The 24194-nt window shown below is 46.1% G+C and carries 22 protein-coding genes; 4 read left to right on the top strand and 18 right to left on the bottom strand.

Annotated features, from left to right (window positions below; genetic code table 11):
* Positions 1-20: 20 nt before the first annotated feature.
* Positions 21-1832 carry a DNA helicase RecQ gene (gene recQ, locus ACI0FF_RS11045; RefSeq protein WP_419796904.1) on the bottom strand — a complete coding sequence of 604 codons (1812 nt, stop codon included), beginning with the start codon at positions 1830-1832 and terminating at the stop codon, positions 21-23.
* A complete protein-coding gene (locus tag ACI0FF_RS11040) occupies positions 1825-2688 on the bottom strand; it encodes an inositol monophosphatase family protein (protein WP_419796903.1) in 864 nt (287 codons plus the stop codon). Before ACI0FF_RS11040 ends, recQ begins: the two co-directional genes overlap by 8 nt.
* 145 nt (positions 2689-2833) lie before the next feature.
* Between ACI0FF_RS11040 and ACI0FF_RS11035 the strand changes: the two genes are divergently transcribed.
* A complete protein-coding gene (locus tag ACI0FF_RS11035) occupies positions 2834-3508 on the top strand; it encodes a c-type cytochrome (RefSeq protein ID WP_419796902.1) in 675 nt (224 codons plus the stop codon).
* A 12-nt stretch (positions 3509-3520) separates the two neighbouring features.
* Here ACI0FF_RS11035 and asnB read toward each other — a convergent pair whose 3' ends face one another.
* Genes asnB through ACI0FF_RS11020 form a run of 3 tightly spaced genes read right to left on the bottom strand, consistent with a single transcriptional unit; the run spans position 3521 to position 7920 of the window.
* A complete protein-coding gene (gene asnB, locus ACI0FF_RS11030) occupies positions 3521-5374 on the bottom strand; it encodes an asparagine synthase (glutamine-hydrolyzing) (protein WP_419796901.1) in 1854 nt (617 codons plus the stop codon).
* A gap of 9 nt (positions 5375-5383) precedes the next feature.
* Positions 5384-6373, bottom strand: coding sequence for a glycosyltransferase family 2 protein (locus tag ACI0FF_RS11025; protein ID WP_419796900.1), 990 nt, complete (start codon positions 6371-6373; stop codon positions 5384-5386).
* 11 nt (positions 6374-6384) lie between these two features.
* Positions 6385-7920, bottom strand: a complete 1536-nt coding sequence (locus tag ACI0FF_RS11020) for a hypothetical protein (RefSeq protein ID WP_419796899.1) — start codon at positions 7918-7920, stop codon at positions 6385-6387.
* 114 nt (positions 7921-8034) lie between these two features.
* Between ACI0FF_RS11020 and ACI0FF_RS11015 the strand changes: the two genes are divergently transcribed.
* Positions 8035-8763 carry a class I SAM-dependent methyltransferase gene (locus ACI0FF_RS11015; protein WP_419796898.1) on the top strand — a complete coding sequence of 243 codons (729 nt, stop codon included), beginning with the start codon at positions 8035-8037 and terminating at the stop codon, positions 8761-8763.
* A 6-nt stretch (positions 8764-8769) separates the two neighbouring features.
* The gene (locus tag ACI0FF_RS11010) at positions 8770-9159 is read left to right on the top strand and encodes a GtrA family protein (RefSeq protein WP_419796897.1); all 390 of its coding nucleotides are present in this window, start codon (positions 8770-8772) and stop codon (positions 9157-9159) included.
* A gap of 3 nt (positions 9160-9162) precedes the next feature.
* Here the strand turns inward: ACI0FF_RS11010 and ACI0FF_RS11005 are convergent, their stop codons facing one another.
* From ACI0FF_RS11005 to ACI0FF_RS10950, 12 genes are all read right to left on the bottom strand, one after another.
* Positions 9163-9432, bottom strand: coding sequence for a hypothetical protein (locus ACI0FF_RS11005; RefSeq protein WP_419796896.1), 270 nt, complete (start codon positions 9430-9432; stop codon positions 9163-9165).
* A gap of 137 nt (positions 9433-9569) precedes the next feature.
* Positions 9570-10928, bottom strand: a complete 1359-nt coding sequence (gene hflX / locus ACI0FF_RS11000) for a GTPase HflX (protein WP_419799702.1) — start codon at positions 10926-10928, stop codon at positions 9570-9572.
* A gap of 77 nt (positions 10929-11005) precedes the next feature.
* Positions 11006-11254 (bottom strand): RNA chaperone Hfq, encoded by a 249-nt coding sequence (gene hfq, locus ACI0FF_RS10995; protein WP_069185874.1) that lies wholly within the window; start codon positions 11252-11254, stop codon positions 11006-11008.
* A gap of 51 nt (positions 11255-11305) precedes the next feature.
* Positions 11306-12001 carry an HAD family hydrolase gene (locus ACI0FF_RS10990; protein WP_419796895.1) on the bottom strand — a complete coding sequence of 232 codons (696 nt, stop codon included), beginning with the start codon at positions 11999-12001 and terminating at the stop codon, positions 11306-11308.
* A 5-nt stretch (positions 12002-12006) separates the two neighbouring features.
* The gene (locus ACI0FF_RS10985) at positions 12007-12855 is read right to left on the bottom strand and encodes a D-amino-acid transaminase (RefSeq protein WP_419796894.1); all 849 of its coding nucleotides are present in this window, start codon (positions 12853-12855) and stop codon (positions 12007-12009) included.
* A gap of 3 nt (positions 12856-12858) precedes the next feature.
* A complete protein-coding gene (gene trkA, locus ACI0FF_RS10980) occupies positions 12859-14235 on the bottom strand; it encodes a Trk system potassium transporter TrkA (RefSeq protein WP_419796893.1) in 1377 nt (458 codons plus the stop codon).
* Between the two features lie 12 nt (positions 14236-14247).
* Positions 14248-15636 carry a sigma-54-dependent transcriptional regulator gene (locus tag ACI0FF_RS10975; protein WP_419796892.1) on the bottom strand — a complete coding sequence of 463 codons (1389 nt, stop codon included), beginning with the start codon at positions 15634-15636 and terminating at the stop codon, positions 14248-14250.
* Positions 15626-17932, bottom strand: a complete 2307-nt coding sequence (locus tag ACI0FF_RS10970; RefSeq protein ID WP_419796891.1) for a sensor histidine kinase NtrY-like — start codon at positions 17930-17932, stop codon at positions 15626-15628. Before ACI0FF_RS10970 ends, ACI0FF_RS10975 begins: the two co-directional genes overlap by 11 nt.
* 106 nt (positions 17933-18038) lie before the next feature.
* Entirely contained in the window at positions 18039-19487 is a 1449-nt protein-coding gene (gene ntrC, locus ACI0FF_RS10965; RefSeq protein ID WP_419796890.1) for a nitrogen regulation protein NR(I), read from the bottom strand.
* A 1-nt stretch (position 19488) separates the two neighbouring features.
* A complete protein-coding gene (locus tag ACI0FF_RS10960; RefSeq protein ID WP_419796889.1) occupies positions 19489-20601 on the bottom strand; it encodes a two-component system sensor histidine kinase NtrB in 1113 nt (370 codons plus the stop codon).
* Between the two features lie 2 nt (positions 20602-20603).
* Positions 20604-21602, bottom strand: coding sequence for a tRNA dihydrouridine synthase DusB (dusB, locus tag ACI0FF_RS10955; RefSeq protein WP_419796888.1), 999 nt, complete (start codon positions 21600-21602; stop codon positions 20604-20606).
* Positions 21603-21779: 177 nt separating this feature from the next.
* Positions 21780-22589 carry a cytochrome C assembly family protein gene (locus ACI0FF_RS10950; protein WP_419796887.1) on the bottom strand — a complete coding sequence of 270 codons (810 nt, stop codon included), beginning with the start codon at positions 22587-22589 and terminating at the stop codon, positions 21780-21782.
* A 76-nt stretch (positions 22590-22665) separates the two neighbouring features.
* Between ACI0FF_RS10950 and ACI0FF_RS10945 the strand changes: the two genes are divergently transcribed.
* Positions 22666-23820: a bifunctional 2-C-methyl-D-erythritol 4-phosphate cytidylyltransferase/2-C-methyl-D-erythritol 2,4-cyclodiphosphate synthase gene (locus ACI0FF_RS10945; RefSeq protein ID WP_419796886.1), complete on the top strand. Its 1155-nt coding sequence runs from the start codon at positions 22666-22668 to the stop codon at positions 23818-23820.
* Positions 23821-23847: 27 nt separating this feature from the next.
* On the opposite strand, the gene cutA is transcribed toward ACI0FF_RS10945, so the two are convergent.
* Positions 23848-24180: a divalent-cation tolerance protein CutA gene (gene cutA / locus ACI0FF_RS10940; protein ID WP_419796885.1), complete on the bottom strand. Its 333-nt coding sequence runs from the start codon at positions 24178-24180 to the stop codon at positions 23848-23850.
* Between the last annotated feature and the right edge of the window lie 14 nt (positions 24181-24194).

Genomic DNA, 24194 nt, shown 5'->3' with positions numbered 1-24194 from the left:
TTGTCATAGAGACAATGAAATCAATCATCAAACCCGTTGATAACATCCATAAAGATGCTGCTATAACGTTCCAGCTTTGTTTGACCAACGCCGGAAAGGGCCAAAAAACTGTCTGCATCGCATGGGCGTGTTTTGGCCATTTCTATCAAGGTCGCATCGGCAAAAATCACATAGGGGGGCACGTTTTGTTCTTCGGCCAGATCTTTGCGTTTGGCGCGTAAGGCTTCAAACAAAGATTTATCATCTTCGCGTTCCAACACAATGGTGGTGCGCGCCTCACGTTTGGCTTTGGCGGAACGACGGGCATCAGGGTCTTTGCGCATGAGGACATTGCGTTCGCCGCGTAAAACGTCACGCACATCAGGGCCAAGTTTTAAAGCCCCGTACCCTTCAATATCCATACGCACCAAGCCAAGGGCGACGAGTTGACGAATGATGGAACGCCATGTGTCGCGTTTAAGTTCCTTCCCGATCCCATAGGTGCTGAGCTGGTTATGGCGAAAACGCATGATTTTGTCGTTTTCTTCACCAAGTAAGACATCAATGATATGCCCTGCCCCAAATGTTTCTCCGGTTCGATAGATACAGGATAAAATTTTCTGGGCGGGGACTGTGCCGTCAAATGTTTCTACCGGGTTAAGGCAGGTGTCGCAATTGCCGCAAGGCTCGTTTAAGGTTTCACCAAAATATTCTAGCAGAACCTGACGACGACACCGATGAGTTTCGCAGTAGGCCAGCAAGGCATCCAATTTTTGACGTTCAATATGTTTTTGACGTTCCGGCAGATCCGAGCTTTCTGTAAACTGGCGCAGCTTGGTGACATCCTGCAAGCCATAGGCCATCCAAGTTTGCGAGGGTAAACCATCCCGTCCGGCGCGGCCCGTTTCTTGATAATAGGCTTCAAGGCTTTTGGGTGGGTCCATATGGGCAACAAATCGAACGTTAGGTTTATCAATGCCCATACCGAACGCGACGGTGGCGACCATGATGATACCCTCTTCGCGTACGAATTTATCTTGATTGAGGCTGCGGATGTTTTTGTCCATACCGGCGTGATAGGACAAAGCGTCATAGCCTTTGTCGCGTAGCCAGTTTGCCATTTCTTCAACTTTTTTACGGCTCATGCAGTAAACGATGCCACTGTCGTTTTCGTCATATTCCTGCAGGAATTTTAGAAGTTGAGTCTTTGCATTGTTCTTCGATACGATGTTGTAACGAATGTTGGGGCGATCAAATCCGGTGATGAAAACTTCACCTTGCCCCAGATTAAGTCGTTCAATGATATCTAGGCGGGTTGGCCCGTCTGCGGTCGCGGTTAAGGCGATGCGTGGTACATTTGGAAAATGGTCGTGCAGGTTGACCAATTGCCGATATTCGGGCCGAAAATCATGACCCCATTGAGAAACGCAATGGGCCTCGTCAATCGCAAATAAGGAAATATCGCAATGATTTAACAGCGTGAAAAAACGATCGGTCAGCAGACGTTCCGGGGCGACATAAACAAGGTCTAGCTCCCCTGCCCGCATTGCGCGTTCAATTTCATAAGCTTCGTCCGGGGCAATGGTGGAATTGAGTGTTGCGGCCTTAATGCCGACTTGGCACAGAGCAGTGACTTGATCCTGCATCAGGGCAATCAGGGGTGAAATAACGATTGCACAGCCTTTTCGGCACACGGCCGGGATCTGGTAACAAAGGGATTTCCCCCCACCAGTCGGCATAAGAACAAGGGAGTCTCCCCCTGCAATTGTGCGTTTGATGACATCTTGCTGCACGCCACGAAAATCAGAAAAACCAAAAACGTTCTGCAAAATTTCCAATGGTGACTTAGACATGATAACTGTCTGACCCCGGATTAAGGAAACGGCGTGCTTCTTCCCAAACATCTTTATTTGGGGTGATTAAAAGGCAGTCTTGCGCATAAATTTTTGGTTTATAGGGGGTTTGTGATCCCACCATAAAATCATATCCGCCCGCCTCGCGATGAAGTAAGATGCCTGCGGCATGGTCCCATGCGTGCAGGCGGCGATATTGGGCGCAATGAAATTCACCCGCTGCCAGGGAAATATAATCATGGGCAACCGAACCGTAACGAATGGCCATATGGGGAACGGGGCCTAAACCATCAATGGCACGATCTTCCAGCCAGCGCCGATGTTTGGCATTTAAGGAAACGGTCATATGTTCAAGACTGTGAAATTTCTTAACATGAAGGGGACGGCCTGCCAAACGTGCCCCTGCCCCTTTTTCCGCCACTGCTGTGCGTTTGCGGGCAGGGTCATGGATCCAGGAGGCAATTAATTCACCTTGATGGGCCAAGGCGACCATAGAACCAAAAACGCTGTCGCCTTTTGAGAAGTTGCGCGTCCCGTCTACAGGGTCGATAATCCAGACAGGTTCTGCGCTATCCAATGCTTTTAGGATGGATATATCTTTTGCGACCGCTTCTTCGCCAACAACGAGGGAGCCGGGCAAATAGTCGATTAACCGAGCGCTTAATTTTATTTCGGCTTCGATATCAGCCGTTGTAACCAGGTCACCGGGTGATTTTTCCATAATGTCGCTGGCTGCCAGCTTTTGAAAGCGCGGCATGATCTCTTCCTCAGCGACTTCGGAAATAATACGGGTGATATGATCGACATCCAGTTTCATGCGCCAGTTATAGCGATGCTCGAATGTAGAGTCATGCACGAAATGCTAAAAATCATCTTGAGATGACATTCGAAGAACTGATTATGTTTTTTTTTGATGAACATCAAGGTAGGTTTTGGCTTGAATAATTATCACATGCAGAAAATATATAAACAAATCTGAATGTAAAGGATGCCCCCCCAAGATGTTCGTGAAAGCGCTTGCACGTTCTGCTGGATTATCATGTCTGTTGTTTGCTGGTTCCCTGTGGGCGGCGGATGTTCCGGAAGATTATGAATATGACAAATATAATGCTGAAGACATCAATGAACTGTGTGCGGGCTGTCACGGTAGCTTAGGTCAAGGCGGTGGTGGTGGCGTTTATCCACGATTGGCAGGATTGCCGCAAGAATATATGGAAGAGCAAATCAAGAACTTTAAAAATCGCAAACGGGTTAATATTCCAATGCTGCCCTTTGCCAATGACCGTGAATTACCGCCGGGAGATGTTCGCGATATCACCACATACCTTTCTAATATTAAACTGGCAAGCCAACTGCCTGAATTGAATGGTCATATAGATGGATTGGAACGCTTGCAACAGGCCGAAGCTGTTGTACAAATTCCGCGATACGAAGGCGATTTGGAAAATGGCGAAGAATACTATATGGAAATGTGCCGGGGCTGCCATAACAAAGACGGTATGGGCCGTGGCAACAAGCCAGCGATTGCCGGACAGCATATTCAATATCTGAAAAAACAGTTTCAGGATTATAAATCCGGTGAACGCGAGCATGTGGATCAAGCAGAATTATTCGGTGAAATGACCGATAAAGATATCGAAGACGTTCTCGCCTTCTTGTCTGTTCAGGATGATTAAAGAAAACCGTTGTTAGAGGTGGGATGCTTTTGACTTCTGCAAAACCAGCCAGTTCCAGAGGAAAAAGCGATAATCTTTTTGTTCTGATAAATGTTTAGATATGTACGTTTCAATGCTGTCAGGGTTAAGTTGAAACTGGTTTGCGCCTTGTGTATTAAGCGGTATTTCTTTCATCCATGCCATTAAAGGAACGCCGAACCCTTTTTTCCGACGATTGAGAACGCTGTCCGGAACGAGGCGGGAGACGGCTTTCTTCAAAACTTTTTTAGTTGTTTTTCCGTCAAATTTATAATGACAAGGAAGGCGACGGACAAATTCCACGAGATCACAATCCAAAAAGACGGCACGAGCTTCCAGCCCATTCATCATGGAGGCTCTGTCGACTTTTGTTAATATGTCATCTGGCAGATAGAAGTTCGTAAAATATTCTAAGGATTTATCGATTTGTGTTTTATTGGGGTTTTCATTCCATAAATCCAATGTCTCTGAATAGAGTTCTTCTGCGTCTGTCGGTGCATTGAATAGATCACAAATATCATTTTCTTGCAGGGGGGCCATCCAAGTGGGTAGCCAGAGGGCGGGTTGATGATCCATCCCCATTAAAACGCGACGTAATTTGAAATCCAAACTCATATTCTTATTGGACATTGGCAAGAGGTCGATCAAAGATTTTGTGGCTTGATGCATGAATTTTGGAACAAATCGATGGTAAACGTTTGCCGGTTGTAAAGCCTTGAATGGGTCGTAGCCTGCAAAGAGTTCGTCTCCGGCATCTCCGCTCAGCGCGACTTTTACATGCTTGCGTGCAAATTGACAGAGCAGGTAGGTCGGGAGTAATGAGCCGTCAGCCATCGGTTCATCAAGTTGAGTCAGGACATCGGGGATAATGCTGCGCGCTTTTGTCAGATCTAAAATTTCTTCGTGATGTTTGCACCCTAGATATGTGGACATTTCGCGGGCATAAGATGACTCGTCAAATGACTTTTCAGTAAACCCAATGGCAAAGCTTTGCACGGATTGAGCAGGCGAAATACGGCACATTGCCGCAAGTACGGAACTGCTGTCGACACCACCTGATAAGAAGGCACCCAAAGGTACATCACTCATAAGACGTCGTTTGACGGCTTGTACGAATAGAGTTTCCAGTTCTTCAGCAGCTTCTTCAAAGCTTGGTGGTGAAGCGGCTACCTCAATACGAAATTGCCAATAAGGCGTGATCCTATGTGTTTGAGTTCGCACATCGAATGTTAAGCTGTGGCCGGGTTTAAGTTTATAGCAGTTTTCAAATGCGCAGAATGGTGCGGGAATAAATGCATAAGCAAAATATTTTTTTAAGGCTAATTGATTATAGGTTGTGTCAAAACTGTTATGAGCCTGAAAGACACTTAATTCGGATCCAAATACAAAGAGGTCTTTTTGTTGCCCCCAAAATAGTGGTTTTTCACCGAAACGATCACGGGCAAGAAACAAGGTCCCACGGTTTTTGTCCCAGATACAAAAGGCAAACATGCCATTTAGTTTAAGTGGTAATTCTTCCCCCCATTCTTTCCAGCCATGAACAAGAACTTCCGTATCGCTATTTGGGGTGTTGAATTTGTATCCTTTTGTTTCTAAATCGTGTCGTAACTCGCGATGATTATATATTTCACCATTAAACGTAACCCAGATGGACCGATCTGTGTTGGGCATAGGTTGTTGGCCGTGTTCCAAATCCACAATGGAAAGGCGGCGATGGCCTAGAAATACGGGGAAATCGTTATCTTGATATGCCCCTTCCCCGTCGGGTCCCCGGTGGGCGATGGAATTCGTCATTTGTTTTAAATCTTCTTGGGTCCCCTGCCCAAAAAAGCCGGCAATTCCACACATGGTTGTTTTCTAGTCTTTCTTGTTATAGTGTTTTTTGACTTGATAAATCTTTTTATCCTGAGACTCAAAGTAAGTCCGTACGAGAAGTTCGGCGAGTAACCCCATTAAAATACACAGAATACCTGTCGTAAAGAAAGTACCGGTTAGAGTTGGTAATGGAGTTAAAATAAACGAAACGCCATCAAAGATTTTTAAACAGATCGCCCAAATTCCACAAATAAGTGCCAAGAGTAAGGAAGCGAAACCAAACCCGCCAAATATGTAAATTGGTTTTGTCATGTAGCGTTTCAAAAACATGACTAAAAACAAATCCAGAAGCACCTTGAAGATACGGTTTAAGCCATATTTTGATTCCCCATGAATACGAGCGCGGTGGTTGACTTCGATTTCTGCGATTTTGCCACCTTGCCAAACCGTGTAAATGGGAATGAAACGGTGCATTTCACCATAGAGGCGTACTTGTTCAACAACTTCTCTGTGATAGGCTTTCAGGGCGCAGCCGTAATCATGCAGGTGTACACCGGACACTTTGGAGATTAACCAGTTTGCGATACGACTTGGTAAGGTTCGGGTCATCGCATTGTCTTGTCGATCTGCCCGCCAGCCGGAAACAACGCTGTAACCTTCATCAAGCTTGCTTAATAATTTGGGTATTTCGGCAGGATCGTTTTGACCATCTCCATCCATTGAGATGATGATGTCGCCTTGTGCATGATCCAGTCCTGCCATTAAACCGGCGGTCTGTCCGTAATTGCGTAACAAGTCAATCATATGCACATTGGCGTCTTGCTCGGCGATCTCTATGCCGCGCTCTAATGTTTTGTCGCTGGAACCGTCATTTACAAATATGATTTCATATGTTCGCCCTGTTTTTTCCAGTGTCGTTTTTATCTCGCTGTAAAGAGAACCGATATTGTCTTCTTCATTATAAAAAGGAACGATAACAGATAGGTTTGGGCGTATTGCCTTCTGGCTATTTTCTTTTTTATTCACAGTCATTTAAATGAAACTCACCTATTGAAATTGTTTGATCGAATTACTGTTTTCAGCTTGAAGAAGGCTTGGTTCAGCATCAAAATGCCGCCGATTGTCAAGAAAGGTACAACGGGCAATAGATAACGCTGTTCAAGATGTACCATAGCGTAAGCAAATGTGTAACCGAAATAGAGTAACCAATAAAAAGTAATGAGCCAAATTTGATCTGGTAGACTTTGGAGGCGATATTCTGCTTTCTTGAGTGTTCGATAAAACAAAACGGGTGCCCCGATGATAAAAGCCGCTGAAATCAAAATTGAAATAATGCGTTCTATGTGGCGTGCAAGATAGGCAAGTAACAGTTCATACTGTCCTTCGGTTTTAACCTTTTCCATCATATCGCGTCGTTTTTGGAACGGTTTGCTTCCGCGTGCCCATAAATGAGTTTTTACCCATGTTTCAACGGGCATAAAGCTGGAGAAAAACTGTTTCTCGCGGATTTCGGAAAAAGTGCCTGCGACCATTTCAACCGGATATGTTTTCCATAGTCTGAAAAAAGTTGTGAAGGCATAATTAGATATTTCGACAGCATCAAAGTTATGTTGTGTATGAAGGTGTTTGTTGATGGCATAGCTATTAATCATAACCTGCTCGTCCAGAGGATATACGTATTCGGGCAAGCCTTGGAAGAGCGGGTCATCTTTCAAGGCGTCAATTCCTTGTTTTTTCAGTTTAAAAACAGGAAAAAACATGGTCGATTGTCCGGCAGTAGTTATAAAACGTTTATCCGTTCTATGTTCATTCCATGTTTTATATCCGTAAACACCTAGAAATATGGGACTAATAAAAAGCATGAACAAAAAGGCACGCATAGACCACACGTGATGATTTCGAATAATCCAGTAAAGAACAATTGGCCATAATAAGAATTGCAGAAAATTACCGGCCTCCCGAATAGAAAAAGCAATGAGGATAAGAGTGCCCAAGCCAAATACAGTTGCGGTTTTGGGAGGAGACCTGTCGATTATTTTGATCGAAATCGTGCAAAGCACAATGACTATCAAGCTTGTATTTAGGCTGTCGGTCAGAAGGCATTGGTCCATTAATAGTCCCTGACTGAGTGCATGCGCGCTTGCACAGAAGAGAGCCAGAGCTTCATTTTTTAAAAAGCGATCACTTAACTGGTAAACCAGATAACTGGTATATAGGGACAAAGTAATCTGAATACCTATACTACTCCAATCAAACAGCTCGCCGAAAATCAATTTATTTAGAGCGAGAAAGGCTGGGTAACCTATGCTGCGAAATGCGGTTTCAGGTTGCCAGAAAGCATTGTTCAAATTTAAATGGCTGATCCATTCTTTTTCATTGAGAATAAGGCTTGCGAATTTTATATAGCCCGTACTATCGGGTAAAAAAATGGGACCGTAGGTAAACAGATAGAATGATTTCAGTAAAATAAGCGTGGTAAATACAACAAGGAAAATACGAGAGTACCCCTCTTGTCTATTGGACTGAGGGCCAGAGAGAATTATCTTTTCCTGTTTGCCTTTTTTCTCTATTTTTCTCATTGGCTTTCGTATATCTATTTTGAACTTAAGAAACGGAAGTTATAGCTAAACCATTTAATGGTAAAGAGTATTTGACTATATTAAGAGTGAAATACCAGTGTCTGGATAACAAGGATGAAATTAGAAGCTTACGAAGCAGAAGCGGCACTTGAACAAGATCACTGGTGGTTTGTTGCCAGAAGGTCCTTCTTTCGAGCTTATATTTCGCGTCTGAACTTATCGAAAACAGCAAATATTCTGGATATTGGAACCAGCACAGGAACCAATTTGCGTATGTTGGTTGATATGGGGTTCTCTAATATTCAAGGATTAGATTTTAGTGAACATGCTATAGCGTTTTGTCATGAGAAAGGCTTACCAGCAGTCACAAAAGGCGATATTTGCGCCATTCCGTTTGAAGACGATAGTTTTGACCTTGTTGTTGCAACTGATATCCTTGAACATGTAGAAGATGACAAAACGGCTTTGAAAGAAATATACCGTATTTTAAAGCCAGATGGTCATGCGCTGATAACCGTTCCGATGTTTATGTCTTTATGGGGATTGCAAGATGATATTTCCCTTCACAAAAGACGTTATAGCAAGGCAGAAATTGCCAATTTGATCAAGACAGCCCCTTTTTCTGTTCAAACAGAATGTTTTTTTAATTTTCTTCTGTTCATTCCGATCTGGAGTGCACGAAAGCTTATTCGTTTTTTGAATATTCAGGCGAAAAGTGAAAACAATATCAATAATGCTTTTATTAATAGTTGTCTTAAATTGATATTTAAGTTTGATACAAAAATTGCACCGATTATCAAACCACCGTTCGGTGTTTCTTATTTCTATTTACTTCAGAAATAATTACCGATGGAAAAAATCAAACATTATGGACATTTTCTTTTTGCCGGGGGCAGTGCGTTTCTGGTGAATACAGTTATTTTATATGTTTTAAGTAATGTTTTAGGCGTGCATGCATATGTTGGACAAATTGTAGGGTTATGGGGATCAATTACGGCAAGCTGGTGGATTAACCGCACCAAAACATTTAACATAAAGACAGATCCCAGTTGGGCGGAATATCGTGCTTATTGTGCTTCCATGCTCATTGCTTCTTTGACGAATTATGTTTGTTATATTGGCGTTCTCGCCTTTTATCCCGTATTGGAAGAAAATCCGGTTATTGCCCTCTTTCCTGCGACAGCCATTTCCATGTTCGTAAGCTATTTTGGCATGAAATATTTTGTCTTTAAAAAATAGCACTTAAGGTCGGTAAATATCGCGGTCCCGTTTATAGGCATTTTCCAGCAGGTCCATGATCCGCTTGGCTTCCGGGTTATATTCGGCCTGTTGGCGCATGGCTTTGGTGACGAAGGTGGCGAAGGTAACGGCTTCGCCCTTTCCTTTCAGGTCGTAATCGCGTGCGATTTCTTCCAAATCCTCGTGGATCAGATGTTTCGCCATGACATTGAGCTGTTTTTTGACAAGCTGATGTCGGGAGCGCCATCTGGCCTGCGCTTCTCTTGTTGCCATTTTAATCCCTCTTTCTTATCTACTTGTAGATAAGATTGTCTGTGTGATTTTACAAACAGTTTGCGGGAAAGAAGTTAAAGAAAGACAAAAGAGAAGCGCAAAGCCAGTTGGAAAGATAATATTTACGGACGGTTTCCCTAAGTGGGAGACCATCCGGTTGGCTGTTGTGAATCTTCGTCTTTTTCTGCTTGTTCTGTAGCGGGGAAAAGCTGCGGGAATTTTTGCTGAAAACGCGAGGTATTCATATCATTCATTTTGACCGTGATATGAAATCCGTTTTCACCTTCATTGCGCTTTGTCACTTCACCATGCCCATAAATCCAGCTAAGCATTTGGCCGTCGCTGTAAGGAACCTCAACGTCGAAGATTTGGAAACGTGCGCTCAGCAGTTTATTGATATCGTCAAGAAGTTGATCACATCCCTGCCCTGTGACGGCTGAAACCATGCTGACCAGACCGTTTGAGCGATTGACGCGATTTGTAATAATATCGTGATCTTCTTGATCCAGCAGGTCGGCTTTATTATAAACCTCGATCAAACAATCTTCGAGTTTTTCTTCCACACCTAATGTTTTGAGAACCTCCAGAACATCGGCTCTCTGTGCTTCTGTGTCGGGGTGGGAGGCATCTCTAACATGTAAAATGACGTCGGCTTCGTGGACTTCTTCCAGCGTGGCATGGAAGGCCGCGACCAATTCATGCGGAAGTTGGGAAATAAAACCAACCGTATCAGAAATGATGACATCACGCCCGGATGGCAGCGTGATGGAGCGCATGGTCGGGTCCAGCGTGGCAAACAGCAAGTCCTGTGCAAATACTTCCGCTTTTGTCAGTCGGTTGAAAAGCGTTGATTTCCCGGCGTTGGTATAACCGACAAGGGCAACGATCGGGTATGGCGTATTGCGCCGGGCTTTGCGGTGTAATTCACGTGTGCGTTTGACTTCGCCGAGGTCTTTTTTCAATCGAACGATCCGTTCGTCAATTAAACGACGATCAATCTCGATTTGTGATTCACCAGGACCGCCAATAAAGCCCAGTCCACCGCGCTGGCGTTCCAAGTGGGTCCATGATCGCACAAGTCGGGATCGTTGATACGTCAGGGCCGCCAATTCGACCTGCAAGGATCCTTCTGCCGTGCGGGCACGTTCCCCGAAAATTTCAAGGATAAGTCCGGTACGGTCGATGACTTTGCAGTTCCATGCTTTTTCAAGGTTGCGTTGTTGGATGGGAGACAACGCAGCATCAACGATGGCAAGCCCGATATCATCGTCATCCCATTCGTCTTTATGCTTATCAACGCGACCAATTGTGGTTGCAAGTGCCTCAACGACCCCTTGACCAAACAAGGTCGCAGGTTTGGGGCGTGCAATGTTGACGACTTCGCTATGGACCACATCAACGTGAATGGCCAAGGCAAGGCCTACACATTCTTCCAGACGTGCCTGCGGGGAACGTAACGCACCGCGTTCGCTTTTTAAATGCGGGTGAACGACCAAACAAGGAGTTCGGTCGTTATCATCGCTCCAGCCCTTTTTTGATTGGTTCTTGGGCGGATTATGTTCGTTCGTCACGTTTACTCTTCGTCTTCGCCGGACGGATCAAACAATTGTACCGGTGAAGAAGGCATGATTGTTGAAATCGCATGCTTGTACACCAGTTGCGTATGACCATCTCTGCGCAGAAGCACAGAGAAGTTGTCAAACCAAGTTACAATCCCCTGAAGTTTAACGCCGTTTACCAAGAAAATAGTGACGGAGTTTTTTTGTTTACGAATGTGATTTAAAAAAACGTCTTGCACATTCTGAGACTTTTCAGCAGCCATGGGTCTATATTCCCTAATTATCTTTATCGTTGGCATTTATGGTTTGGTCTTTTATAGAGTTTGCTCGACTTGTTGATCAGTCTCCCAAACGTCACATTTATTCAATGTCGAAGCTAACTCCATGCAATTACTGAAATACCAAGAAGGAGGGAACTCGTCAAATTCTCCTTGACTCGGTGCTTGCTCTCTTATCAGTACGGATATACATCCTGAGTTGTGTGCGCACTCCAGATCCACATCTGTATCTCCTACGAACCAGACGGCTGAACCCCTAGGAATTCCGCTGTTTTCCAGCGCTAAATCAACGGGTGCAGGATGTGGTTTATCCAGTTGAGCATCCCCTGCCCCGACCAGCTTTTTGAAATATTTTCCCCATCCTAAATGCTCAACTTCTTGGCGAAGGTATTTTCCTCTCTTGTTGGAGACGATAGCAAGGTAAAACCCCTTGCTATATAAGGCTTTGAGGAGGTTTTCGGCACCGTCAATTGCCTGTAATTGGCTGATATGAGATTTTTCGAATCGGGCATAAAAGATTTTGCCTGCGTCTTCCCAGTGATTCCCAAATAATTCGGGAAAACTATCACGCATAGATTTACGAATGCGTTGGCGTGTTTCGTCATAGGTCCAGGCATCATGACCCATTGCCACCAGGGTGTGATTGATGGCATCGTGAATGGCGGGCCATGTATCGACTAGGGTGTTATCCCAATCAAAAATAACGGCTTTGGGACGGACTGGATGAGGCAAGTTTTTTATTCCTCTAGAAAATCGGCATAGATTTTTGCAATTTGTTGGGTGAAGGGGCCGGGCTTTCCGTCCGCGATGGTTATGTCGTCAATTTGAATGACGGGTTTCACGCAGGCACTCGCACTGGTAACAAAGGCTTCTTTCGCTTTTTTTGCGTCAGCTAGGTTGAAGGCCTCTTCAACAATTTCAATGCCTTTTTGTCCGGCAAGCTTGATAATTGCTTGTCTGGTAATGCCGTTCAGGATGGCATGGGACGGTTTGCGCGTTTGTAATTTTCCATCTTCGCGTAAAATCCAGGCATTGTTTGATGTCCCTTCTGTCACGAACTGGTCTTGAGTAACAAGCCATGCATCGTCAAAACCGGCTTCCAGTGCCTTTTGTTTGCTCATGGATGCAGCCAGTAAGGATGTTGTTTTAATATCGCATCGTGCCCAGCGGATATCAGGCAGGCTCATGACCTTAATCCCTTTAAGGGAAGCATTGGCATCAAAAGGAGCAACCCGTCTTGCTGTCATGACGATAGTTGGTATTGTATTTTCCGGATAGGGAAAATCACGTGCAGCACTGCCACGGGTCACTTGAACATAGATCAGTGCCGTTTTAACGCGATTGCGCCGCACCAACTCTTTGACATTGACCATCAAGGCTGCCCGTGATTTAGGCATCCCCATATCAAGTTCATTCAGGGAATGTTCCAGTCGTTTCAAGTGTGCCTCTGCATCAATCAGTTTACCTTTATAAAGGTAAATGACTTCATAGACACTATCGGCAAATTGAAAACCGCGATCCTCGATATGAACACTGGCATGCTCATGTGGTACATAAGCACCATTAACAAAGGCAATTCTTGACATTTTTTAAAAGAACTCCAGACGAACTGAGAACATTTTTTCTACTTTGCGTACCGCATCTGATGCCGCAAACAGGACGATGCGGTCTTTAGGTTCAATGACTGTACTACCCCGAGGTGAAATCACCTGCCCGTCACGCACAACGGCACCTAAAACAACACCATTGGGCATTTTGACATCACGCAATGGCGCACCGACCAATGGGGAGGTTGCCAAGGCTTCGGCTTCAATCAATTCGCCAAACCCTTCGCGTAAGCTGTGAACGGAATGAATGCGGCCTTTGCGCACTTGTTGTAAAATCTGGGAAACGGTGATGCTGCGTGGGTTCACAACAACATCGATCCCCAAATTGTTTAAAAGGGGTTCATATAATGCTTTGTTGATCAAGGTTACTGTCCGTTGAGATCCCATGCGTTTTGCCAGTAAGGAACCCAAAATATTGGTTTCGTCATCATCGGTTACAGCAACGATTGTTTCAGAAGCAGTGACGTTGGCTTCGATCAATAATTCCTGATCACGGACGTCGCCACATAGCACAGTTGTTTTTGTTAATTGGGAGGCGATTTGGCGGGCCCGCGTTTCGCTTTTCTCAATGATTTTCGCATTGACCCACGGGTATTCTCGTTCCAATTGTTGGGCGAGGAATAGGCCGATATTGCCGCCGCCGAAAATCAACAGGCGGCGTGCTTCTGTTTCGTCATGACCAAATGCTGTCAGAGCACGTACCATATGTTCTTCATCAACAACAAAAAAGGCCTCGTCACCAGGTAGCAATTGATCGTCTGCTGTCGGAATAATGGATTTTCCATCACGAACCAGCCCGATGACGACGATGTTGAGGTCAGGAAAGAGCTGTGTGAGTTGGCGCAAAGGTGTGAAAACAAGGGGGCAGTCTTTTTCACAACGAACCCCGACAAGGCGGACTTTTCCGTCACACAAGGGGATCATATCGGTTGCACCCGGAACGGTCAGACGGCGCATAACGGCGCGTGCAACTTCGATTTCAGGTGAAATAATGACATCAATGGGCAAGTTGTCGCGTGTATACAGGTTTTGCCATTCGGGCGCGAGATAGCTTTGTGAACGGATCCTGGCCACTTTTTTAGGAATCTTGAACAGAGAATGGGCGACTTGTGCGGCAACCATATTGATTTCATCCGTATAGGTTACGGCAATCAACATATCGGCATCTTCAGCGCCTGCTTCTTTTAAAACATCCGGATGACTGGCATGACCTGTTACCCCCCGGCAATCCAATGTGTCGGTAATTTTACCGATTAATGCGGGGGATTGATCGACGACGGTTACGTCGTTATCTTCCAGCGCAAGGTAATGTGCGATGTTTGAACCAACTTGGCCTGCACCGCAAATAATAACTTTCATTTCAAACTCTCCTTACGCTTTTGCTTTTTCATCCATCGTCAAGTTCAGAGATTTTAACTTGCGATGTAAGGCGGAGCGTTCCATGCCGACAAAACTGGCCGTTTTGGAAATATTACCGCCAAAACGACTGATTTGAGTATTAAGATATTCACGTTCGAAGATTTCACGAGCTTCTCGCAGTGGCAAGCTCATAATTTCACTGGTGGGGTCCCAGTTTAGGGTTTCTGAATCGCTGGTTGTAACTTCGCGAGGTAACATATCGACTTTAATGGGCTGATCCGGTGTGCCCGGTGCCATAATCAAAATACGTTCCACGACATTACGCAGTTCCCGCACATTTCCCGGCCAATCATAGGCCTGCATGGCGGCTAAGGCTTCCTCACTGAAGATACGTGGAGAATGTCCCAAAACCTGTGCGGTTTTATTCATAAAATAGTTAGTAAGATAAGGGATATCTTCGCGTCGCTCAAATAAAGCCGGTAGATCAATCGGAACAACGCTGAGACGATAAAAGAGATCTTCACGGAAGCGACCTTCTGCCATTTCCACGTTTAAATCCTTGGAAGATGCGGCGACAACACGGACATCAACTTCAACGGGGGTGCTGCCCCCGACCCGTTGGAAACGCTGTTCTTGCAGGACACGAACGATTTTACCCTGTGTTTCACTTGGCATATCGCTTACTTCGTCCAACAGCAAAGTGCCGTTGTGGGCTTGCTCGAAGAAACCCACTTTGCCGGGATTACCGTTGATGGCTTCAACACCAAACAGCTCACTTTCTACACGGTCTGCTTCCATGGTTGCGCAATTCAGAACGACAAATGGACCCTTGGCTCTGCGTGATTGAAAATGAAGATGCCGGGCGCAGACCTCTTTGCCGGACCCTGCCGGTCCATTAATTAAAACACGACTGTTGGATTGGGCCACCTTTTCAATACTTTGGCGAAGTTGGTTTAAGCGAGAGGAAATACCGATCAATTCACTTTCCACAGCGCCTCGGCTGCGTAATTCTTCATTTTCGCGCCTTAAGGTCGCGATTTCCAATGCACGCTCAACCGCCATTAAAAGGCGATCAGTTTTAAAAGGCTTTTCAATAAAATCATAGGCACCGTCATGTAACGCCTTCACGGCGGTTTCAATGGTACCGTGGCCACTCATCATAATAACAGGCAGGTCGGGATGATCTTTTTTTAGTGCTTTGAGAATACCTAAGCCGTCAAGCCTGCTGCCCTGCAGCCAGATGTCAAGCAAGACAAGACTGGGACGGCGTTTTCGGACACTGTCTAATGCCTGTACATCACTACCGGCTTCACGGGGTTCAAAGCCTTCGTCTTCAAGAATACCCGCCGTTAACATGCGAATGTCGGCTTCATCATCGACAATTAAAATATCATACGCCATCGCTAACCAACCTTATTGCCATATCCATCGGATTGTTTTCTTTCTCTTTTTGCGGGCTGGACCCGTGTTCTTCCAATTCCGGGAAGTACAATTCTACAATTGCGCCGCCCCCTGCTCTATCTTTCAAGGCCATCTTTCCTTGATGTTCTTCTACAATTTTTTTCGCAATCGCTAGTCCCAGTCCGGTTCCTTTGGTGCGGGTTGTGACGTAAGGGTCTGTTAAACGTTCGCGTTCTTCCTGTGGAAAGCCAATGCCGTTATCTTCAATACGAATAACAATTTCCTGATTGATTTCTAGGAGTTCCAAGGAAACCTTGCCCAAGGGGGCGTTATGTTCTGTTGCCTGCTCATCTTCCGGATCAAGATCATATTTTGAAAAGATACCTTCAGCCGCATTTTTTACCAGATTGGTAAGAAGGCGGGCAATCTGTTGACGATCACACAGCAGGTTCATATCAGGGGCCGCCAAATTGATCTCGTATTCCACCATTTCTGTGCGGTTCCGTTCCAAAAAGATGATTTCACCGCATAATTCACTAATATTTTCCGGTTTAAGGACGGGGCGAGGCATTCGGGCGAAGGAGGAAAATTCATCGACCATACGACGCATATCATCAACTTGTCGGATTATGGTGGCGGTACACATTTCAAAAGTATCGGGATCGCTTGTAATTTCTTTGGCATATTTGCGTTTAAGTCGCTCCGCCGATAACTGAATAGGTGTGAGCGGGTTTTTAATTTCGTGGGCAATGCGTCGCGCCACATTTGCCCATGCCGCGCGGCGTTGGGCACTTTGCAATTCGGTGATGTCGTCGAACGTCAGAACATAGCCAATAATATCATTATCAACCCATTCTGCGGCAATGCTTGCATTAATGATACGCAACTGTCCGTCGCGCAAAAGCTTAATTTCACGTTGTGCGACGCGAATGGGCTTTTCTTGAGCTTGCGCCAGTAAGTCTTTCAATTCCGGGATGATTTCTTCTAGGGGCATACCTGAAAGTGTATTGATTTCTTTTTTGAGGAAAAGGCTGGCGAAGCGGTTGGGAAGATGGATTTTGCCTTGTGCATCAAGGCCGATGACACCGGCGCTGACCCCATCCAAAACCGTTTCGGTAAATCGGTTACGTTCTGCCATTTCTCGGTTGGCTTCAATGAGGCTTTCACGTTGATTTTCAAGCTGTTCGGCCATACGGTTAAAGGCGCGACCAAGAAGACCGATTTCATCCCCGCTATGGTCTTTATCAACCCGTGCAGCAAGGTCGCCTTTACGGATCCGTTCGCTGGCGGTAATCAGGTCGATCAAGGGCTGAACCATCTGGTTGGCAAAGGTCATCCCCAGCCACGCTGCAGCCAGCAGAAGCATCAATGCAATGACCATGAAGATCATAACAAAGCTGATGTGAATGCCTTCGCGTTGTTTTTCCAATTCAGAATATTGTTTATAGGCGTTTTCAACCCGGTCAATGGACCCACTGATGTCTGGTGGGATAAAACGACCAATAAACAGATAGGTGTCGATGTAGTTATCCAGTTTAACAATGGCACGTGTTCGATCGTTTTGAGGTTCAAAGGTGACAACAACTTCATTTTGATCGGCTTGATCCAGAACACCGCGTGAAATCTGATCAAAGGCAAGGCTGAGTGTGAGTTCTGTTCGGGCAAGAACGCGGCTTTGGCCATCAATGATCGCGGCTTCAACAAGGTTTTTTTCTTGTGCCAGCTGATTCAATTCACGCTCCAAAACGTAACGGGAGCGCGATAGTTGTGCGGCTTTGCGGTTAAGCGTGTTGGCCATTGCCAGTGCATCAATTTGAATGGACCTGACATGGGCATCGCGATAGGCCTTGGCAACAGTTTGGGAGGAACTCAGCGCGGTGGAAACGCGTTCGCTGAACCAGGATTGCATCCCTAGGTTCAAGTATAATCCGGCAAAAACAGCGACCAGGATTGCGGGAGTTACGGCAAGTAGGCTAAAAAATAAAACAAGACGGGTATGAAGCTTTGAACCCGCAATACCGCGTGAGTGTTGTGTATGTAACTTGAGTATACGTCGAATGATAAGGGCGCCAAGTAGTAAAAGCAGGACGGCATCAACATAAAGCAGGTTGAGGATGTCAGACGGGTCAGCCCCTGAAGGACCGGAACTGGTCATTGCAACGAAAGTTGCGACCCCCGATGTCACCGCGCAGATAACCAGCAGGAAAGCCAGTTTTCGGCTTAACCCCGTTCGACGAACCCAGGTCATTAGTTTGGTCAGTTGATCAGCACTGGATTTGGGAAAAGACGCAGACATGATGGCTTATTATAACTCCCTCGGCTTGCTTGCCCCATCGCATGTTGAGAGGAGTTTAGACATATCTGTTGCAAAGTTGCAACGCCTGTTGCGCATTTACCAAAGATTATTTTACGGCATTTTTGGTTATAGGAATATTCAGTTCCCGAATTTTTTTGCGAAGTGTGTTTCTGTTTAATCCTAAAAGTTGAGCAGATTTTATTTGATTGCCGTTAGTGGCTTCTAAAGTCATGGAAAGCAAAGGGCGTTCCAGTTCTTTTAAGACCCGATCATAAAGGCCGGAAGGCGGTAGGCTGTCACCATGCGCATCGAAATAGGAACGTAAATGCTTTTCAATGGCAGACGAAAGATTATCAGGATCACTATCACTGCCTCCGTTTGCGCTTTGGGCATTCAGTTCGGCCAATTCCTGCTGGATCACTTCTAAGGTGATGGTTTCCTGAGAATATAAGGCCGCGAGACGTCGAATGACGTTTTCCAACTCGCGGACGTTGCCGGGCCAATTATGTTGCTTTAAACGTTCAAGGGCTGGTTTTTCAATGGTTTTCCACGGCAGGCCTTCTTCGGCGACCTGAGAGAGAAAGTGATTGGCAAGTTCAGGAATATCTTCTGTGCGTTCACGCAACGGGGGCAATCGGATTGGTACGACGTTGAGACGGTAATATAAATCTTCACGGAAGAGGCCCTGACGGATCAGGCTGCGTAGATCACGGTGGGTTGCGGCAACAATGCGCACATTGGCTTTGATTGGGGTGGAGCCACCGACCGTCGTAAATTCACCTTCTTGCAGGACGCGCAAAAGACGGGTTTGGGCTTCGGCAGGCATATCTCCGATTTCATCTAGAAACAGGGTGCCGCCTTCGGCCTGTTCGAAACGACCGGATTTCCGGTTGGTTGCGCCGGTGAATGATCCTTTTTCGTGACCGAATAATTCACTTTCAATCAATTCTTTAGGGATTGCCGCCATATTGAGGGCGACAAAGCTGCCATTTCGGCGTTTGCCATAATCATGAAGGGCACGTGCCACAAGTTCCTTACCTGTACCGGACTCCCCTGTAATCATCACAGACAGATCGGTCCCCATCAAACGTGCAAGTGTCCGATAAATATCCTGCATGGCAGGGGAACGCCCGATCAGTGGGAGTTCTTCTTCCATGTCGTTGGTTGGTGCAGTGTTGGATTTACTGGCTTGTGGGGTCTCAAGTGCCCGTTTGACAACGGATGTTAATTCATTGAGATCAAAAGGTTTTGGTAAATATTCGAAGGCACCGCGTTCGGTGGCCCGCACGGCTGTCATCAAGGTGTTTTGGGCACTCATGACAATGCAGCGCAATTCGGGGCGAATTTTTCTGATACGTGGAATGAGATCAAGCCCGTTTTCATCCGGCATGACGACATCGGTGATGACCAGATCCCCTTCTCCATCACTGACCCATCGCCAAAGGGTTGCGGCATTTCCCGTTACGCGGACTTCATAACCAGCGCGCCCCAATGCTTGATTGAGGACGGTACGGATAGCTGCATCGTCGTCTGCAATTAAGATCGTTGCACTCATTTTATTTTCCCTTCTTCTCTAACGGGCCGTTTTGTTTTTCGGAATACATGGGGAGCATTATGCGGAATACGGTTTTTTTTGGTTCGCTTTCGCATTCAATCAGCCCCCCATGATCACCCACCATTTTGGCAACCAAGGCAAGACCAAGGCCGCTACCCTTTTGTTTTGTCGTCACAAAAGGTTCGAACAGATGGGGGCGTAAATCTTCCGGTATGCCGGGGCCGTTGTCCTGTATAGATACCATAAGCGGCAAGTGAACACGGGTATTGGACCCTGGAACCGCCAATCGCACGCCATGTTGATATGCTGTTGTCAAAGTGATTTCCGCATTTTCACCGGTTGTGGCTTCACAGGCATTTTTCACAAGATTGAGAACAATTTGAATCAGGTTGTCTTTATTGCCAAAAACCAAAGGCAACGAGGGATCATAATTTTCAGAAAAACGGACATGGGAACCAAAACCGTTTTGTGCCAATTGGCGAACATGTTCCAAGACTTGGTGAATATTGACACCGTCGCGTTTGATGGGGCGACCATCGGTAAAGGTTTCCATGCGATCCACAAGGGCGCAAATACGATCGGTCTCATCCGTAATCAGTTTGGTAAGGGCTTTATCTTCTTCGCTGGCCGTGCTTTCCAATAGTTGCGCCGCGCCGCGAATGCCAGATAAGGGGTTCTTAATCTCATGAGCCAGCATAGCGGACATTGCGGTAATCGTACGCGCAGCGGAACGATGTTTGAGTTGTCGCGCAATTTGGTCGGCCAAGGACCGTTTGGTCAAGGTCAGAATAATTAAGGATGGATCTTCGATTAAGGGCGAAGCATGCGCGTTGACCAGTTGTTTTCCCAAGCGTGGCGATTCAAGCGTGACGCTGTTTTCCGAAACGGTAGCCTGATCAATACGGGCCTGATGGATCAGGGAAAGGATCGGGCTGTCGTTGGGGATGAATTCTTCCAGATCATGGCCTTTTAGATAAGATGCGCTGGCTTGTAAAAGCTGTTCCCCTGCCGTGTTGACGAATTGGAGAATGCCTTTTGAATTAATGACGAAGACACAAGAGGCAACGGAATTGAGGATAACTTCACCATCAAAAGAGATGCTGGTTTTCGGCATGTTCAGGCAACCTTTCGGGTTATGTTCTCGTTGTAAAATTTTTGAATTAGGTTGCGAACCTCATCGGGTGAGGCAAGTTTCATAATTTGATTGCGAAAATCTGTGGCACCATTCAGGCCTTTGCAGTACCAGCCAATATGTTTGCGGGCATGGCGCACGCCGACATGTTCGCCGTAATGATCCAGCATGGCATCGTAGTGTGATAAAAGAATTTCACATTGTTCTTCCAGTGGCGGTGGCGGCGTTTTTTTACCGTCTTTCAGATAGTCCATAACCTGTCGTAAAAACCACGGGCGACCATAAGCTCCGCGCCCAATCATGACGCCATCCACGCCGGCTTGTTCAATCATTTTCTCAACATCTTCTAGTGTGTTGAGATCGCCATTGCCAATGACGGGTATGTCAAGACCTTGTTTGATGGGGGCAATCGCGTTCCAGTCGGCATGTCCGCTATACATCTGATTTCGGGTACGCCCATGAATGGTGACGCAAGCCAAGCCGATATCTTGGGCCATGCGGGCTAATGACAGGGCATTCAGGTTATCTTCATCCCAGCCAAGGCGCATTTTAACCGTGACAGGAATGGAAACGGCTTCTTTCACGGCGCGCATGATATCGCCTGCGAGTTCTTCGTTGCGCATCAAGGCTGATCCGGCAAATGATTTCACGATTTTTTTAACCGGACATCCCATATTGATGTCGATAATGTCGGCGCCGCGTGCTTCGTTTAATTTTGCCGCTTCTGCCATGATTTGTGGGTCTGTCCCCGCCAGTTGGACAGCTATCGGGCTTTCATCTTCGCAAGACGTAGCCATTTTTTGTGTTTTTTCAGATGCCCGCAGCATTTCCTGGCTGGCAATCATTTCTGACACAACAAGCCCTGCCCCGAAACGTTTGACCAGTTTTCGAAAGGGCATATCCGTTACGCCGGACATAGGGGCGAGCACAACGGGGCTTTCCAGCTTTATAGGGCCAATAGATAATGTCTGTTTTTTAATCATGTTTACTCTCTGCACAAACTATAGGCATTTTATTGCGGCGCGGCAATTGAAAAAAATGATTTTGAACAAAAAAATCACGTCTAAATCTATTTTGTGAACAGCAATAATTAAAGCGCCAACAAAATAGGTGGCGCTTTAATTATGTGATTATTGCAAAAATATGATTCGTCTTGAGTTTTAGGTCATCATAACGTCGGTGACGAACTTGACGCCAAAGAAGCCGAGGCTGAGCAACAGGTAAGCGACCAGTACAATGCGAGTGGCCTTGCGCCCGCGAATGCCACTTTTGTGATGTGCCCACAACAAGCCGGCAATGGCAAGGAAGGTTGCAATGGAGAAAAGCGTCTTATGGTCCGCTGGCAGTAACTTGCCTGTTTCCATCATGGAAACACCCATACCGGATAGCACGCCAAGCCCAAGGATGATTTCACAGGCAATCAATAGATGAACTAATAGTTTTTCGCTATCAAGAACAGAAGGTAAAATGCGGCTGAGTTTCGTGGGGCGTTTCTGTTTAAGGGCTCGTTCCACTAAAAAAGCACTGAGTGCGGCAATGGCGGCAATTGTCGCCAGAGCATAGGTGAAGATTGAAATGAGAATATGGAACGCAATCCAGTGGCTTAAAGGCCCATCGCTATTTTCAATCACATGCCCGGGGAAAGCGGACCAGAGAATCGCCCAAAGTCCCATTGCAGCCATATAAGGCATTAAAAGTGGTGTTAAGCGCCATGCCAATTGGTAGAATCCACAAAGTATAGTGTGGCTAATGACAGTTGCGGATATTGTAACCCAGATTGCCAAGGACAGCGATGTGCGCCATTCCCCGGAAAGCTGGGCAAGAGTCCAGCTTACTGAACCTGCTAATGCAACGGCCATCAGGGACCAGAAAGATCCCCCCTGCCCTTTGGGTTCTTTTAGAAAATAGAGCGCTGGGACAGCCAGAGCCAATACCGCGCTTAAACTGAAGATCATTGACTGTATCATCATGGCAGTATCTAGCCTTATGTGAGCAAAGGATGCAATAGCTATTGTCTGAAAACCTTTCGCTGGGTATGAAGATTATATGAAAAATATTTATGCCATCATTGTTGCCGCAGGGCGTGGAAGACGCTTTGGCGGGGATTTGCCCAAGCAATACTGTCTCCTTGGCGACCAAGTAGTGTTACGCAGGACTGTTTCAGCCTTTTTATCTCACCCGGATGTAACGGGCGTTCGGGTTATTATTCATCCGGATGATCTGGGTTTGTATCGCCACGCTGTAGAAGGTTTAAAGTTATTGGAACCTGTTTTTGGTGGTGATACGCGACAAGAATCGGTTTATCGCGGTTTGGAAAGCTTGAAGGAATTTAATCCGGATGGGGTCTTGATCCATGATGCCGCCCGCCCCTTTGTAAGCGCAGATGTGATTGAGCGTGTGATTGCGAATGTTGAAACAGGTGTGGGGGTAATTCCGGCTGTTGCGGTTTCTGATACGTTAAAGCGTGAACAAGAGGAAGGCGAATGCCCGGAAACAGTGGATCGCACCGGATTGTGGCGGGCGCAAACACCGCAGGGGTTTTTGTTTGATGAGATTTTTCAGGCACATCAAAGACACCGGGGACAAGAGTTAACGGATGACGCTGCCTTGATGGAGGTTGATGGTCGCCATATCGTTTTGTCGTTGGGCAGTGAAGATAACTTTAAAATTACAACGCCAGATGATTTGCGCCGGGCGGAAAGGATGTTGCAAATGGATGTGGAATTTCGAACCGGGACAGGGTTTGACGTACACCGTTTTGATAAAGGTGATTTTGTCACCTTGTGTGGTGTTCAAGTGCCTCATGCACAGGCTTTGTCTGGGCATTCTGATGCGGACGTTGCTTTACATGCGTTGACAGATGCGATTATGGGCGCAATTGGTGCCGGTGACATTGGCAGTCATTTCCCCCCCAGTGAAGCGCAATGGAAAGGTGCTTCATCGGATCGTTTTTTGAAAAAAGCATGCGATTTGGTAACAGAGCGTGGCGGGCAGATTGTCAATTTGGATGTGACGATTATTTGTGAGTATCCCAAAATTGGGCCTTATCGTGAAATTATGCGCCAATCGGTTGCTGAAATTGCAAATATCGACTTGGATCGCGTAAGTGTTAAGGGCACGACGACAGAGAAGTTGGGCTTTACCGGTCGTGGAGAAGGCATTGCCGCACAGGCGAGTGCGAGTGTGAAAATTTACCGATAAAAATGTAACGATGACGGAATGGAAACATCAATCATTACTGCGTGATTTTGTTGTTTGTTGTTTAATCCATTGCAGAAAATCCGTATTGCCGTTTTCGATGGGTAGAGCCACGATACAGGGGCAATCGTAGCTGTGAGAATCTTTGATCAGGGCGATTGCAGCATCAGCATTTTCAACAGTTGTTTTTGCAAAAAAGGCCGTTTCCGAATCATCTTGAATTTCATCGTTCCACCAATACAAGGATTGTATGGTCGGCAAAATATTGATGCAGGCCACGAGGCGCTCTTTCAATAATTTGTGTCCGATGGATCGTGCTTCCTGTTCGTTTGAACAGGTTACATACAGAAACATTGATCTCATGTTACCCTCCTTTA

This window comes from Terasakiella sp. 4MB5A (genome assembly GCF_050058155.1).
Classification (GTDB): Bacteria; Pseudomonadota; Alphaproteobacteria; order Rhodospirillales; family Terasakiellaceae; genus Terasakiella; species Terasakiella halodenitrificans.
This window is presented reverse-complemented; position numbering and strand designations above follow the sequence as displayed.